Origin of the sequence: Rathayibacter sp. AY2B3 (assembly GCF_002931755.1) — a bacterium.
Classification (GTDB): Bacteria; Actinomycetota; Actinomycetes; order Actinomycetales; family Microbacteriaceae; genus Rathayibacter.
Genome location: NZ_PSUG01000004.1, coordinates 1 through 15,519 on the forward strand (window position 1 = coordinate 1; position 15,519 = coordinate 15,519).

A 15,519-nucleotide genomic window follows, 5' to 3' on the forward strand; every position below is an offset into this window, starting at 1 on the left:
CCTGCACAACGCACCGCGTCCTGCAGATCGCACTCCGGGAGCCTGCAGAGCGCACGCGGGCCTGCAGATCGCACGGAAGCCTGCAGAGCGCACGCGCGGGAGCGGCGCCGCGCGGTCAGAGCTGCGAAGCGCTGAAGGTGTCGCAGCTGGTGGCGTCGCCCTCGAAGCCGGCCTGGAACCAGCGCTGGCGCTGCTCGGCCGAGCCGTGCGTCCACCCCTCCGGGTCGACGGTGCCGGTGGCCTGCTCCTGGATGCGGTCGTCCCCGACGGCGGCCGCGGCGCCGAGCGCGTCCTGGTACTCCTGCGCCGTCACCGGCTTGAGGTAGGGGGTGCCGGTCTCGTCGGGCACCGTCGAGGCGTCGCCCACCCAGGCGCCGGCGAAGCAGTCGGCCTGCAGCTCGAGGCGCACCGAATCCGACTCGGGGCCGGTGCCGGAGCGGTCCGCCGACTCCATCGCGCCGGTCAGGTTCTGGATGTGGTGGCCCCACTCGTGGGCGAGGATGTACATCTGCGCGAGCGATCCGCCCGAGGTGTCGAACCGGGTGCGCAGCTCGTCGAAGAAGTCGGTGTCGAGGTAGATCGTCCGGTCCGGCGGGCAGTAGAACGGGCCGACCGCGGCGGACGCACTCCCGCAGCCGGTGGTGGTCTGGTCCTCGAACAGGTCGACGCCGGTCGGGGTCGTGTAGGCGACTCCGAGGGTGAGCGTCTGCTCGCCCCAGTAGCGGTCGAGCGACTCGGCCGCGCCCTCGAGGCGGCAGTCGACCTGCGTGTTGGCGTCGGCGCCGCTGTCGCAGGCCACCGCGGTGGAGGTGACGCCCTCCGGCGAGGAGCCTCCTCCGCCGAACACCTCGCCGAGGCCCGAGAGGTTCACGCCGAGCAGCTGGGAGAGCAGCGCGAGCACGACCACACCCACCGCGCCTCCGCCGACGGCGATGCCGGTGGTGCGGCCTCGGCGGCGGACCTTGCCGCCGCTGAGCTGGGAGTCGTCGTTGAAGGTCATGCGGACGAAGCTAGCGCTCCGCGGAAGGGCGCCGCTCGGGCTTGCGGTCAGCCCCAGCGCGACTCGCTGGCAGAGCGGATGATCTCGAGCAGCGCCTCGCGCAGGGGGCCGTGCTCGAGCGAGCCCGGGAACATGTCGACCTCGAGGCGGTGCGCCCGGCGCCAGGCCTCGCTGCCCGCGGCGGTGAGCGCGACCAGCTGCCGGCGGCGGTCGGACGGATCCGTGGTGCGCGAGACGTGCCCCTCGCGCTCGAGGCGCTCGATGGTGCGCGACATGGTCTGCACCTCGACGTGGGCCGAGGCGGCCAGCTCCTTCTGCGCGACGGGGCCCGCCTGCAGGAGGTGCAGCACGATCAGTCCGGCGTGGGTGAGGCCGATCTCGGCGAGGGCGCCGTGCCAGGCGTGCTCGACCATCCGGGAGGCGGTGGAGAGCAGCCGGCCGGTGGGCCAGTCCTCCATCCCGGAGGAGTCGTCCGCGCGCATCTGATCAGGGTAGACCCGCTCCCGGGGCGCGACGGCACCGGGCGCGGGACACTCAGGCGCTGACGCCCCGCGCCTCCCGGCCGCGAGCCGCGGACGGGCCGACCGTCACGACGCGAAGCGGTCCGTCGCCTCGATCAGCGCGTCGAGGATGCCCGGCTCGTCGAAGGCGTGGCCCGCGTCGGCGATCATCCGGAAGTCGGCCTCGGGCCAGGCCCGGTGCAGGTCCCAGGCGGTGAAGGCCGGCGTGCACATGTCGTAGCGGCCCTGCACGATGACGGCCGGGATGTCGCGGAGGACGCCGGCGTCGCGGATGAGCTGCCCCTCCTCCAGCCAGCCCTTGTGCACGAAGAAGTGGTTCTCGATTCGGGCGAAGGCGAGCGCGAAGACGGGATCGGACCAGTCCGCGATCAGCTCCGGCTTCTGCAGGAGGGTGATGGTCGACGCCTCCCAGGTGGTCCAGGCGACGCCGGCGGGACCGTGCACCGCGGGGTCCGCGTCGTGGAGGAGGCGGTAGTACGCCTCGATGAGGCCGCCCCGCTCGCCGGCCGGGACGACGGAGGTGTAGCCCTCCCAGAGATCCGGGTAGACCGCGGCGGCGCCCCCCTCGTAGAACCACTCGAGCTCGGCGCGGCGGAGGGTGAAGATGCCGCGGAGGACGATCTCGCTGACCCGCTCCGGGTGGGTCTCGGCGTAGGCGAGGGCGAGGGTCGAGCCCCAGGAGCCGCCGAGCACGAGCCAGCGCTCGACGCCGAGGTGCTCGCGGAGGCGCTCGATGTCGGCGACGAGGTACCAGGTGGTGTTGGTCGAGAGGTCGGCCTCCGGCTCGCCGGCGTGCGGCGTGGAGCGGCCGCACATCCGCTGGTCGAACAGCACGATGCGGTACTTCTCGGGGTCGAACAGTCGGCGGTGGGCGGGCGAGGTGCCGGCTCCGGGGCCGCCGTGCAGGAACACGACGGGCTTGCCCTCGGGGTTGCCCGAGACCTCCCAGTAGAGCGAGTGGCCGTCGCCGACGTCGAGCATGCCGGAGTCGTGGGGCTCGATCTCGGGGTACAGAGTGCGCATGGCCCGCACCCTACCGACTGTCAGGGTCGCGGTCCGCGAGGCGGGCGGCCCGGCCCCGGAGAGGGCGGGAGCGCCCGCGTCCACCCGGCGCACCCGCCTCCCGCGGTCGTTACTGTGGAGCGGACCTGCACGCCCCCGTCGAAGGAGCCCCCATGCCCACCACTGTGCGCGGCGTCATCGCCCGGTCGAAGGGCGCTCCCGTGGAGCTCGTCGACATCGTCGTCCCCGACCCGGGCCCGGGCGAGGCCGTGGTCGACATCGAGACCTGCGGTGTCTGCCACACCGATTTCCACTACCGCGAGGGCGGGATCAGCGACGACTTCCCCTTCCTCCTCGGGCACGAGGCGGCCGGTCGGGTCAGCGCGATCGGCGAGGGCGTCACCCACGTCGCGGTCGGCGACTTCGTGGTCCTCAACTGGCGCGCGGTCTGCGGCGAGTGCCGGGCCTGCACCCGGGCCGAGCCCTGGTACTGCTTCAACACCTTCAACGCGACGCAGCGGATGACCCTGGAGGACGGCACCGAGCTCAGTCCCGCCCTCGGGATCGGGGCGTTCGCCGAGAAGACCCTGGTGCACGCGAAGCAGTGCACGAAGGTCGATCCGGAGGCGGACCCCGCCGCGGTGGGCCTGCTCGGCTGCGGGATCATGGCCGGCCTCGGCGCGGCGATGAACACCGGGAACGTGACGCGCGGTGACTCCGTCGCGGTCATCGGCTGCGGAGGAGTCGGCACGGCGGCCGTGGTCGGCGCCGCTCTCGCGGGCGCCGGCACGGTCATCGCGATCGACCGGGACCCCAAGAAGCTGGTCGTGGGCGAGAAGCTCGGCGCCACGCACGTCATCGACTCCAGCGGCCTCGACGAGGCGGGCGTCGTCGCAGCGGTGCAGGCCCTGACGAACGGCTTCGGAGCGGACGTCGTCATCGACGCCGTGGGCCGCCCCGAGACCTGGCGTCAGGCGTTCTACGCCCGCGACCTCGCCGGGACCGTGGTGCTGGTCGGGGTGCCGACTCCCGAGATGACCCTCGAGATCCCCCTGCTCGACGTCTTCGGCCGCGGCGGCTCGCTGAAGTCGAGGTGGTATGGCGACTGCCTGCCTGAGCGCGACTTCCCGATGCTGACCGGCCTCTACCTCCAGGGCCGCCTGCCGCTGGACGAGTTCGTGAGCGAGCGGATCGGGATCGAGGACATCGAGGAGGCCTTCACCACGATGGCCGGCGGCGACGTGCTCCGCTCGGTGGTGGTGCTCTGATGGGCGCACGGATCGAGCGACTCGTCACGAGCGGCACGTTCAGCCTCGACGGCGGCACCTGGGACGTCGACAACAACGTCTGGATCGTCGGCGACGACTCCGAGTGCGTCGTCATCGACGCGGCCCACGACGCGGAGGCGATCCTCGCGGCCGTCGGCGAGCGCCGGCTCCTCGCCGTGCTGCTGACCCACGGGCACGACGACCACCTCGACGCGGTCGAGGGCGTCCGCGCGGCGACCGGCGCCCCGGTGCTGCTCCACGAGGCCGACCGGATGCTGTGGGACGCCGTGCACCCCGGCACGGCCCCGAGCGGCGGTCTGGTCGACGGTCAGGTCGTGACCGTCGCCGGCATCGCGCTCGAGGTGCGCCACACCCCGGGCCACACCCCCGGAGCGGTCTGTTTCGTGGCCGAGGCGCTGGGGACGGTGTTCACCGGCGACACGCTCTTCCAGGGCGGCCCGGGGGCCACCGGCCGCTCCTACAGCGATTTCCCGACGATCATCGACTCGATCACTGATCGCCTGCTGACGCTGCCCGCCGAGACGGTCGTCCGGACCGGCCACGGCGACTCGACGACGATCGGAGCGGAGGCCCCGCACCGCGAGGAGTGGATCGCGCGCGGGCACTGACCGGGCGGGGGGGGCAGGCGCGCGCGCTGTCGGCCCACCCTCTGCGGCGTTCTGCTCATCCGGGCCTTCGCCTCGGTGTGGGTATTTCGCAACAGGTAGGTCGTGCTCTCTTGTTACCGTGAACAATCGCCGGTACCGTGCGGAGACCACACCGCAGGCGGGATCCCCCGTCCGCCCACCGGTTCGCTGCAGAACCCGAGAGGACACGTCGACGATGACGTCACGACCCCCGGGCGGAGGCAGGCGCTCGCGCCTGCTCGCCGCCACCCTCGCCGCCTCCGCGACGATCGCCCTCGCCGCCGGCGCCGCCGTGCCGGTCGCCGTCGCCGCGACAGCGGCGACCACCCCCGCGCAGAGCCTGCTCGCGGACTTCACCTTCGACACCGCCCCGAGCGGAGGCGCCTTCACCGACAGGTCGACCCGCGCCGCCGTGAAGGGGACGCCGACCCTCGTCGCCGGGCGCACCGGGCAGGGCAGCGCCGTCTCGCTGTCCTCCTCGTTCTGGCTCGATCTCACCGGGACCGACGGGCAGCCGCTGCTGAAGGGGCGCGACTCCGTCACCCTGTCGTACGACTCCAAGCCCGCCGCCGCGGACAACGTCGGCTGGTCGGTCTTCGCCGCACGCTCGGCCGCGACCCAGGACTACGCCCAGGAGAAGTACGTCGGCGTCCTCGACAGGACGACCGGCATCACCGTCGAGCGGTACGCCAACAGCGGTGCCCGCGACTCCTCGGGCAACCTCACCGGCCCGAGCAGCACGGAGTGGAAGCACGTCGACCTCGTCCTGAGCGCCGGCACCGCCCGCCTCTACGTCGACGCGAAGCCCGTGGCCGTCACGACGGCCGGCCCCTCGCTCGCAACGGTCCTCGGATCGACCGGCGGAGTCCTGCAGGTCGGCAAGGCCAACTGGGGCGGCGGGGAGTACTTCACCGGTCTCCTCTACAACCTGCGCGTCTACGACCGCGCCCTGACCGGGGCCGAGCTGGGCGCGACCAGCAGCACCGTGGCGACCGACCTGCGCGCAGCACTCGACGTCCCCACGACCGTGCTCGGCGACCTGCCCGCGCAGGTGCTCGGGAACACCGTGACCTGGACCGTCTCCGGCGCCGGCGCAGCGCGCGTCTCCTCCACCGGCGCCGTGAACCTCTCGGGCCTCACCGCTCCCGTCGCCGTCCTCCTCCAGGCAGCCGTCGCCGGTCAAACCTACGCGTGGGACAGCACCCTCGCCGTGCCCGGTGGGCGCATCGCCACCTCCGTCAAGACCGTCACCACGACGAACGGAGTGAAGGACGACCCGCTGGCCTACAACGACGACCGTCGCGCGGACTCGCTCTTCACGGCCGCACTGCCCGCCGGCGCGACCACCTGGGAGCCGCTGAACCGCTCGCAGTCGATCCTCTCCGTCCTCAAGGACGGCGACCAGGCGCAGCGCCCGAACGCCCAGATGGGCTCGCCGCTGCTGTTCCGCTCGAAGGACGGCTCGCTCGGCGCGGTCTCGTCGCAGAACAACGCGACGGACTCCGTCTACCTCTGGAGCTCCGCCGACGGCCGCACCTTCCGCGACCAGCGCGTCCTCCGGGTCGCGCCGGGCTCGGTCGTGACCGACCCGCGGATCGTCTTCGACTCCGCCCTCGGCGTCTACAAGCTGTTCTGGACCGATCTGCTCACCACCGAGGGCCGCGTGACGCTGTTCACGGACCTCGCCTCCGGCACCGCTCCCGGAGCGACCACCCGCGCCGACGCCCGCGTCCCCGGTGTCCAGGGCTCGGGTCTCCCCGCCTGGTTCACCCAGGGCCAGGCCGGCGAGACGACGCTGACCTCGTCCGAGTTCGGCACGTTCTACCGCGAGTACGTCGACCTGAAGAACACCGGTGTGAAGTCGCTCAGCGGCTCCGTCGACGCCGGCGCCGGATCCGCTGCGATCGCCGCAGCGCTCCCGGGGCAGGCCGTGATGGAGTACAACGACGGCTCGACCAAGTCGCTCAACGTCGACTGGCAGGACGATCTGACCACCGCCGTCGACACCTCGCGTCCCGGGACCTACCAGGTCACCGGCGCCGTCCAGCAGGACCCCGAGGCGATGGTCAACGAGGCCCGCGCGGATCCGCACGTCTTCTTCAACGAGGACGACGGCTACTACTACCTCACGGGCTCGCACTACGGACAGGACTCCCTCGGCCCGATCGAGGAGAGCTCCAGCTACCGCAAGATCGGCCTCAAGCGCTCGAAGACCATCGCCGGTCTCGACTCCGCTCCTGAGCAGATCGTGATCGACCCCGACGCCGGCACGCCCGGCCTCCAGAGCCAGTACCCGAACACCTTCTACGGCTGGGGCGGATACATCTGGGCGCAGGAGTTCCACAAGATCAACGGCACCTGGTGGATCGTCGCCGGCATGAACAAGGGCTACGCGCCGGTGGGCGGCTGGTGCGACAACACCGTCCTGATCCCCTACACCGGGACCGACGCCTCGATCGCCGCGGGCGGCTTCCTCGACAAGACGAAGTGGGGCGAGCCGGTCGTCCTCGAGGGCGCGGCCTTCGACGTCAGCTACATCGACCGCCAGGAGAACGGCGCCACCCAGGGCTACTGGATCCTGCCCAACGGCAACACGCTCTCACTCGCCAAGGCGACGATGGGACCCAAGGGCACCGTCCCGCTGGTCTCCGGTGCGGTCAGCCGCATCTACGGCGAGAGCCAGCCGTGGGAGTCGGGCAAGCGCTCGCCGACCCCGTCCGACACCACCGAGGGCAGCGACCAGGGCGTCGTCGAGGCGCCGTTCATCGTGTCCGAGGGAGGACGCATGTACCTCACCTACTCGGGCGGAACGGTCGACAAGTACTACTCGCTCGGCATGCTCACGGCCGATGCGAGTGCCGACCTCCTCAACCCCGCGACGTGGACGCAGACCGCGTTCCCCGTACTGGACACCGAGGACACCTACCTGGGCCGTCTCGGCGCGGACGAGACGCAGTACTTCTCGCGCCAGCAGGCCGGCACCGGGCACAACTCGTTCGTCGAGGACGAGTCGGGCAACCTGCTCCTCGCCTACCACGCCCGCCCCTACCCGGACCCGCACACGGCGACCGACCCGCAGAACGCGGGCGGCCTGTTCGACTCGGACCGCAACACCTGGTTCAAGGGCGTGAACATCCGCGCGAGCGGCCGGCTCGACCTCTCGCTCTCGAAGGAGCAGGAGGTGGCCTCGGCCAACCGCACCGTCACGGCGACGATCACCGTGAAGGCGCCGGCTGTGCCCGTCACCGCCACGGCGGCGGCTCGCTGCGTCGCGGGCAAGGTGGTGGTCACGCTGACCACCGTCAACAAGGCCGCGTCGACCGCCGACCTCCGCTGGAACACCCTGTGGGGCGCGAAGACGCAGCAGATCGACGCAGGCCGGACCGCCTCGCTGGCCGTGACCACGCGGGCCGCCTCGGTCACCGCCGGCACCGTCCAGGGGGTCGCCACCGTCGGCAGTGCCTCCGCTCCCGTGAGCGCCGCCTACCCGGCGCTCCGCTGCGGATGACCTGACCGGCTCCTTCGACCGACGACGCCCGGCCGCCCCTCATCTGAGGGCGGCCGGGCGTCGTCGTTCCTCTCTGTGGTGATGTGCCGGGCGAACGGGTCGCGGCCCTCGATGATCTCGGCGGTGCAGCCGGCATCGCGGGAGAAGACCCACCGGATGACGCGGCCGCGTCGGACGACCGGACCGTTGCGATCCACGACCGACTCCCTCATCGAGGGGAGGTCGTCGGTCGACGAGGTACGGGGTGTCGTGAGTCGGACGGGAAGAGGCGAGCCGGTCTGTCGCTGCTGCACGAACCGGCCCGCCCCTTCGGCATCGTCTCAGTGGACGAGGGCGACCTCCGCCTCGTCCCAGGCGGGGTCGAGGTCCTCCTTCTTCCCTCGGATGAGGAGGAGTCCGATGACGGAGGCGGCGACCATGGTCACTGCGGCAGCCAGGAACACCGCCTTGTAGCCGTCGGTGAACGCGGCGAGTTCGGCCGTTCCGGACGCCATGGCGGAGTCCGCGGTACTCGCGTAGAACACGGTGAACACCGCGAGCCCGATGGATCCGCCGATGTGGAACACGGAGTTGACGACGGCTGAGGCCACTCCGGCGTCCTCGTTCTCGACCCCGAGAAGGGCGAGGTTCTGGACGGGTACGAAGAGCATGGAGAGTCCGATCCCGAGCACGACCATGGCGGGCAGGACCTGGAGGAAGTAGTTCCCGTCCGGGGTGATGCCGAGGAGCAGGAAGAGCCCTGCTGCCGAGACGAGCGGCCCGACGATCATCAGGGGTCGGGGGCCGAACGTGTTGAGGATCTTCGTGGTGACGGGCGAGAACGCCATGATCGCGACGGTCATGGCGAGGTTCGCGAGCCCGGCCGTCAGCGGCCCCATTCCGAGGACGATCTGGAAGTAGAACGCGAGGTAGAGGATGGCCCCGATCATCACGGCGCCGTTCGCGGCCTGAATCAGGATCGCGCCGCCTCGCACGCGACGCAGGATGACGCGCAGGGGCAGCAGGGGCTGGTCGACCGTGCGTTCGATGAGCACGAAGACGGTCAGCAGGACGATGCCGAGTGCGAGGAAGGCGACGGTGTCGATCGCGCCCCATCCGTGCTCGGCCCGCGTGAACCCGTAGACGATCGCGCCCAGTCCCAGGGTCACCGTGACGGTTCCCCAGACGTCGTGGCGATTGTCTCCGTCCGCCTTGCTCTCGCGAAGCACGAGAGCCCCGCCGACGAGGCCGAAGGCGACGAAGAGCAGGTTGACGAAGAGGCACCAGCGCCAGTCGGTGAATTCGGTGAGCACGCCGCCCAGGATCAGGCCGATGGCGGCTCCGGATCCGGCGACCGTGCCGAAGACGGCGAAGGCGAGATTGCGTTCCTTGCCGTGGGTGAACGTGACGGTGAGCATGGCGAGCGCGGCGGGGGCGAGCAGCGCTGCGAACGCGCCCTGGACACCGCGGGCGATGACGAGCTCCATACCGCTCTGAGCCAGTCCGGCCCAGAGCGAGGCGGCTCCGAAACCGGTCATCCCCACCATGAAGGTGCGCTTCCGGCCCCCGTAGTCGGCGATCCGACCGCCGAGAAGGAGAAGTGCTCCGAAAGCGAGGGCGTAGGCGGCGACGACCCACTGGCGCAGGCTGTCGCTCATCCCCAGATCTGCTTGGGCTTGAGGCAGGGCGATGGTGACGATCATCGTGTCGAGGACGACGACGAGCTGGGTCATGGCGAGAACGGCGAGCGCCCACCAGCGGGCGTTCGGCTTGTCCGCGATTCTGGACATGGAGAAACCTCCAGGCTTCTGAGGAATGAAGTCGCTGGAGGTTTTCAGCCTCGGATCCCGCACCGGCAGTGCACCTGACCGCCCGCAGCTCTGAAGCTGGGCAGGCGATCACGGTACCACAAGTTTACAATCATGAATGTACAGTTTCTCCCTGATTCGTCGACCGTGAGAGCCATCCCTCCGGGTGCGGTCCGTCGTCAGGACGACCCGCACCGAGGGGGTCGAGCCTCACCTTCCGACGTCGGCAGGAGAGGATGGCAGACTGGCGGCCGACGCTGTCGCACCCGCTCGTGCGGCGACGCGTCGCCACCCTCCGGGCCGCCTCAGCACCCACCATCCCTAGCCGCTCACTCGGACCGAGGGAGCGGCGGAATCGATCACGACATGGAATCGAACCCGCCCAGCGGTGAGGAGGTCCTGCCTTCTCCTCGGACGTCTCCTCGCGCGACGCGACCCAACAACCGGACTCGGATCCTCGACGCAGCGGTCCGCGTCGCGGCACGGGAAGGATCTGTCCGCGTCACGCTCGAAGCGACTGCCGAAGAGGCTGGGCTGACACGCGGTGGAATGATGTACCACTTCCGCGATCGAGCCGATCTCGCCCGTGCTCTCCAGGAGCACGTCGCGGCCGGCTGGGAAGCCCAGCTGATCGACGTCGCGGGGAAGACGGCGGACGAGGCCACCTTGACGGAGCGCGTGACCGCCTACGTCACCGTCGCCCTGACGCCGTCGACGCGCATGCAGATCGGACTCCTCCAGGCCACGGGCAGCGACACCGCTCTCCGAGCGCCGGTAGCGGAGGTGCGCCGACGGTGGACGCCCTCCGCAGAGGAGACCGCGGCCGATCCGATCGCTCTCCGCCAGTTCATCGCCTGTCTTGCTGCGGACGGCCTGTGGTCGCACCACTCCCTCGGAGGTGATCGGATACCGGACGACACTCGAGCCGCGGTGATCTCCGAGATCATCCAGCTCTCCAGCCCGGGGTGATGCACGAAGGGCACTTTCCGGCGCGAGGCGGGTCCCGGCCGGGAGGAGCCCGACCGGGACCGAGACTCTTCCTTCTGCGGTCGAGGATCAGGACAGGCCTGTCCCCGGACCCGGCTCCTGGGTCGAGCCGAGCCCCAGGCCGGCCTCACACTGCTGAGGATGCAGCAGGGACGGCCTCCTCGAGGAGCGCCGCCATCGCCTCGCACCACGGCAGCACGGTCGCGAACGTCACCGACACGACCGATCCGACGACGGCCGACCAGGAGACGTCCCGCGTGCGCCCGCACAGGCACTCCGCTCGTCAGCGGGACAGCAGCGCGACGTGGATCTCCTCGGCGAGGAGGTCGAGTGCTCTGGCGTGGGACGCCAGGAAGGCCCGGCCGTCGCGCGTGATCGAGAAGCGCTCGATGCGCTGCAGCGCGGTCCTCCTGCCTCTCTCGAGGAGCACCAGACCCCGGCGTGAGAGCCGGAGGAGGCGCTTGCGCACCTCGACGACATCGACGCGGTCGCCGGAGCGGAGGTCGAGAACTGCTCGCAGGCGGGACTCGTCTCGGTTCTCTCCGGTCGCCAGCGCGATCAGGATGAAGACGTCGATGCTGCAGTCGAGCCCGCAGGCTCCGCAGCGGTTCGTGCACCGCGCAGGGCGTGCCAGGGACACGAGGAATCGATCGAGGCGCATCACGGATGTCTCCTGGGGAACGGCGGCCTCCTGCTGCAACGGGAGGGTCCGGGTGGGCCGGTCACGGCCGGCGTGCGCGTCCGGGCATCGTAGCCAGGGCAGCTCCAGAGGTGCGGAGGCTCGACATGGTCGTCGGACGATCGGGTCGTGGGCTCATCCGGACGTTGCAGGGGAACGCTCAGGAGAGAGGGAGGGCGTTGCCGTTGATCAGCAGGAGGTCGTGCGCTCCGACCGCAGCTGCGCTTCCGGCCGCTCCGTCGTCCTTCTCCTCGGCGAGGCCGTGCGGTTGCGCGGCCTTCGCCAGCACGAGCCCGGCGGTCGGGACAGTCCCGGTTCTCACGCTGTGATGCATCTCGTCGGTCGTCCTTCAGAGGTGGCGGCACTGCAGGTCGGGCGCAGTGCCGGTCGGGGCGGTACCGCAGGGGAGCGGGCGATCGTGTCGCCCGCTCCCCCGCCTTCTCAGCGGCAGCTGCGTGCCGGGTAGTCGACGCTCGTCTGCGCGGTGACCGTCTTCCCGTCGACGACGGCCTTCCCTGTCGCGGCCACCGTCCCGGCGGGGATCGAGACCGCGCGGGTGGTGACGGCGCCCGACGCGGATGCTCCCGGCGCGACTCCGGTCACGGTCTTCGAGCCGAAGGCGGTGACGGTCGTGATGTCCATGATCGAGCGGCTGTCGTTCTTGACCACAGTGGTCAGGACGACCTTCCCGCTGACGCAGCGGGTCGACGCCGTGGCGGTCACGGTGAGCGGCGACGTGACGGTGACCTTCGCGGTCACGGTCCGGTTCGCAGGCGCGACCTCCTCCGTCGGCGTCAGGTCGAAGACCGGTCGGCCGTCGGCGGCGTAGTGGATGCGGGCGAGACGGGTGTCGCGGCCGTCACCCCCGACTCCGTTGCCCCAGGTGTGGTAGACGTACAGGTCGTTGCCGTCCTCGTCCTGGGTGACGGCTCCGTGGCCGGGACCCTGCTCGTAGGCGCGGTAGTCTACGACGCCGTCGGGCAGGGGGACGCTCTGCAGGAGCGGGCCGTCGTACTTCGTCCAGCTCGCGATGTCGGTCAGGTCACTGCCCTCCTCCGCCCAGGCGCCTCCCACGATGTACTTCGGGCTGACACCGCTGCTGGAGTAGACGAGCGTGATCCTCCCGTCGCGCTGGATCGCGAACGCTCCCTCGGACAGGTGGTCCTCGAACGTCAGCGAGGGCACGATGATCGGGGTCGGCTCGCCGATGACGCGGGTGGGGTTCGCGGGATCGACCTTGGCGATCCAGGTCGCCGGGTCGCTCACTCCGTTGTCGACGTAGCGCTGGGACCACGCGTAGTACCCGGTTCCACCGGACTCGAAGTAGGTCATGTCGAGGCTGATGTTGCGTCCCGTGCCGGGGCGTCCGAGGGCGCTCCCGTCGCTCTTCAGGACGGCGCGCGGCGCGCTCCAGTCGGAGGGGTTCGCGGGGTCTCCGCCGTCGCGCAGCTGCATGATGTGCGCCTGCACCGTGAACCACTGACCGTTCTGGTTCGACTGGTCGTTGTCCGGGTTGAAGCACGGGGCGAACAGGATGGAGAGCTTGCCGCCGATCTCGTGGATCTCGGGGGCCCAGTAGCAGCCCGCGATCACCTTGCCCTCGGCGGTGCGGTCCATCCGCGTGGTGCGGTTGAGGAGGTCCACCTCACGCGCGCGTCCGCCGTTGTCGTCGCTGAGCTGGTCGATGCTGTCGGCGACCCGGATCGGCAGGTGCTGCGAGGCGACGTTGTTGTTGTTCGTGTCGTCCGTGGCGGTGAAGAGGTACTGCGTCTTCCCGTTGCGCTCGTAGCGGTAGATCGTCGGATCCGCGCGGTTGTAGGCGAACGGCTCGTTGTACTGGCGCTGGCGGACGGTCCCGGAGAGGTCGTACGTTCCCGGGCCCTTCGCGGCGAGGTCGGCGAGCTGCTGCTGGTTCCAGTCGATGCCGAGGCTGCCGGTCGAGCCGTCGTTGTAGGAGAGCTGCGCCTTCACTCCGGACAGGGCGGAGGTGTCGCCCTGATCGATCGTCTGCGGTGCGACCGAGGATCCGGTGTTGACCGTGCGGCCGAACCTCTTGGCGAGCGAGTCGGCGACGGAGCCGGAGACGGTCAGCGCGCCGCCCGGCAGAGCGTCGGGGACGCGGCCCGAGACCCCGGAGAGGTCGGGAGCGGCGACAGTAGCGGGGCTTCCTCCGAGGACCGCACCGCGGTTCCCGTCGGTCACGACGACGCTGCGACGGCCGCCGTCCTTCGGCCAGAACGCCTGCGCGCGGAGCTCGGTGCGGGCGAGGTCCGTGACGGTCGTGTACTTCGCAGCCCCGGAGGAGTCCGTCCAGGAGACGAGGTAGCGGTTCTGGTCTGTGTCGTAGACGGCCTTCGGCGCGACGACGCCCCCGGTGGTGCCGAGGTCGATGAGGCCGAGCTCGGTGAAGTCGGACGCGGTGGCGTCCGTGGCCTTGAAGACCAGAGCGCTCGAGGCCCCGGTGCCGTCGGACGCGCCCGACTGCAGGACGCGGGTGGCGATCACGCCGACGGTCCCGTCGGCGAAGGTGAACAGCGAGGGGTTCGCGAGGCCGCGGTTGTCGGCCTTGTCGGTCCCGAGGAAGACCCCGTCGGCGAAGAGGACTCCCGAGTTGCCCGAGAGCGGTGCCGCGTCGGCGACGGACGAGCCGAGTGCCAGGTGGAGGCCGCGGGCGATCGTGTCCTGGTTCGCCTTGTCCTCGCCGGTCGGCGTCCGGGTGTACGACACCACGGTCTTCGCCGTGGAGGCGCTGAGGACGGTGGTGCGGAAGGTCTTCGTCAGCGTGGTGGTGCCGACCTTCACGGAGGCGGTGAGCGCGAGCGCCCGGTCGGTCGCCGTGTCGTTCACGAGGCGTCCGCCGGACAGGCCGGCGCCGTCCGCGCTCCACGACACGGTATAGCCGGCGAGCGTGGGAAGAGCGGTTCCGGAGGCGACGGTCGGCGGGACGACGAGGGCGGTGCGCAGGCGCGCCGTGGCGTCGGCCTCGGTGTCCGCGGCGACGGTGACGCTGCGCGCGGTGCCGGTGGCGGCGGATCCGGCGAAGGTCGCGGTCGGGGTCAGGGTCACGGTGGCGTTCGCCGAGCCGGGTGCCGGGCGGCGCACGGAGCCGTCGGTGCCGATCACAGCGGGGTCGCTGCTCGCCCAGGTGAGGACGGAGCCGCCCGCGCCGCGGGTCGGCAGGGAGAGGTCGCTGGTGACGGGTCCGGTCACGGAGACGGTCGCCGCGGCGGCGTCCGATGCGGCGATCGCGGCGGCGGCCGGAGCCGCGTCCTCGCGCACCTGGTCCTGGGTCAGTGCGGAGGAGTAGACGTGCACGTCGTCCATCGCCCCGGCGAAGAGAGGGTCGGGGCCGTAGAACGACTTGCCGAGGAGGCCGGAGAAGGCGGAGGTGCCGACGGTCGCCGCTCCGGTCGCGGAGGTCGGGGTGGTCTGGGCGAGCCGGCCGTCGACGTAGGTCGAGACGCTGACGCCGCTGCGCAGGACCACGGCGACGTGGCTCCAGCGGCCGGTGGCGGCGGGACCGGAGTCGGCCGCGCGCTGCTCCGAGCCGTTCTTCACGGCACCGATCAGGTTGCCTCCGCACTGGGGCGTGGTGAAGAGGTACCGCTCGGTCGACTGCCCGAGCGCGTACGCCCAGCTGCAGCTCTGGTTCCCCTCCCAGCGCAGCCAGGCCGACATGGTCACGTCGGTGGTGGCCGCCGTGGTCAGTCCCGGCGCGATCTCGGCGTAGGCGGCGGAGCTGCCTGCAGCGCCACCGGGGAGGCGGAGTGCGCGGTCGGTGCCGCCGCGCGGGCCGACGACGGTCGTCGCTCCGGTCCCGCGCACGGTGGCGGAGCGGCCGGCAGCGGAGTCGGTCAGGGTCGTGCCCGCGCCCACGGCGGAGCCGACGGCGGCGGACGAGGAGAAGTCGTAGGAGAGGACCGGGCTGGGCACCGCGGCCTGTGCGGGTGCCGCGCTGAGCGCAGCCCCTCCCGCTGTCAGGCTCGCGGCGACCAGGAGGGCCGTCGTGCGTCGGAACCGCATTGTTCGTCTACTTCCGTGGGAGAGGTGGATGCGGGGAGCACGGACCCAGGGTCCGTGCTCCCCTGCTCCGGTGGCCGGAGGCCCCGGAACGGAGGAG

Annotated in this window: 11 protein-coding genes; 4 read left to right on the top strand and 7 right to left on the bottom strand. The window is 71.2% G+C overall.

Features of this window, described 5'->3' with window-relative positions; genetic code table 11:
- Positions 1-115: 115 nt before the first annotated feature.
- The 3 genes from C5C24_RS02425 to pip form a co-directional block, all read right to left on the bottom strand.
- The gene (locus C5C24_RS02425; protein ID WP_104304217.1) at positions 116-1,000 is read right to left on the bottom strand and encodes a neutral zinc metallopeptidase; all 885 of its coding nucleotides are present in this window, start codon (positions 998-1,000) and stop codon (positions 116-118) included.
- A 47-nt stretch (positions 1,001-1,047) separates the two neighbouring features.
- A complete protein-coding gene (locus tag C5C24_RS02430) occupies positions 1,048-1,482 on the bottom strand; it encodes a MarR family winged helix-turn-helix transcriptional regulator (protein ID WP_104277181.1) in 435 nt (144 codons plus the stop codon).
- A gap of 105 nt (positions 1,483-1,587) precedes the next feature.
- Positions 1,588-2,544, bottom strand: a complete 957-nt coding sequence (pip, locus tag C5C24_RS02435) for a prolyl aminopeptidase (protein ID WP_104277180.1) — start codon at positions 2,542-2,544, stop codon at positions 1,588-1,590.
- A 152-nt stretch (positions 2,545-2,696) separates the two neighbouring features.
- Between pip and C5C24_RS02440 the strand changes: the two genes are divergently transcribed.
- From C5C24_RS02440 to C5C24_RS02450, 3 genes are all read left to right on the top strand, one after another.
- Positions 2,697-3,791 (top strand): S-(hydroxymethyl)mycothiol dehydrogenase, encoded by a 1,095-nt coding sequence (locus C5C24_RS02440; RefSeq protein WP_104304218.1) that lies wholly within the window; start codon positions 2,697-2,699, stop codon positions 3,789-3,791.
- Complete coding sequence (locus C5C24_RS02445) at positions 3,791-4,420, top strand: MBL fold metallo-hydrolase (protein ID WP_104277178.1); 630 nt, start codon at positions 3,791-3,793, stop codon at positions 4,418-4,420. Before C5C24_RS02440 ends, C5C24_RS02445 begins: the two co-directional genes overlap by 1 nt.
- A 214-nt stretch (positions 4,421-4,634) precedes the next feature.
- Positions 4,635-7,946: a family 43 glycosylhydrolase gene (locus tag C5C24_RS02450; protein WP_104304219.1), complete on the top strand. Its 3,312-nt coding sequence runs from the start codon at positions 4,635-4,637 to the stop codon at positions 7,944-7,946.
- 320 nt (positions 7,947-8,266) lie between these two features.
- Here the strand turns inward: C5C24_RS02450 and C5C24_RS02460 are convergent, their stop codons facing one another.
- Positions 8,267-9,715, bottom strand: a complete 1,449-nt coding sequence (locus C5C24_RS02460; RefSeq protein WP_104304220.1) for an MFS transporter — start codon at positions 9,713-9,715, stop codon at positions 8,267-8,269.
- A 384-nt stretch (positions 9,716-10,099) separates the two neighbouring features.
- On the opposite strand from C5C24_RS02460, the gene C5C24_RS02465 reads away from it, so the two are divergent.
- Positions 10,100-10,702 carry a TetR/AcrR family transcriptional regulator gene (locus C5C24_RS02465; protein WP_104304250.1) on the top strand — a complete coding sequence of 201 codons (603 nt, stop codon included), beginning with the start codon at positions 10,100-10,102 and terminating at the stop codon, positions 10,700-10,702.
- Positions 10,703-11,003: 301 nt separating this feature from the next.
- On the opposite strand, the gene C5C24_RS02470 is transcribed toward C5C24_RS02465, so the two are convergent.
- The 3 genes from C5C24_RS02470 to C5C24_RS02475 form a co-directional block, all read right to left on the bottom strand.
- Complete coding sequence (locus tag C5C24_RS02470; RefSeq protein WP_104304222.1) at positions 11,004-11,381, bottom strand: hypothetical protein; 378 nt, start codon at positions 11,379-11,381, stop codon at positions 11,004-11,006.
- Positions 11,382-11,559: 178 nt separating this feature from the next.
- Complete coding sequence (locus C5C24_RS17795) at positions 11,560-11,721, bottom strand: hypothetical protein (protein WP_181118478.1); 162 nt, start codon at positions 11,719-11,721, stop codon at positions 11,560-11,562.
- Positions 11,722-11,840: 119 nt separating this feature from the next.
- Positions 11,841-15,422 carry a LamG-like jellyroll fold domain-containing protein gene (locus C5C24_RS02475; protein ID WP_104304223.1) on the bottom strand — a complete coding sequence of 1,194 codons (3,582 nt, stop codon included), beginning with the start codon at positions 15,420-15,422 and terminating at the stop codon, positions 11,841-11,843.
- Positions 15,423-15,519: the final 97 nt, after the last annotated feature.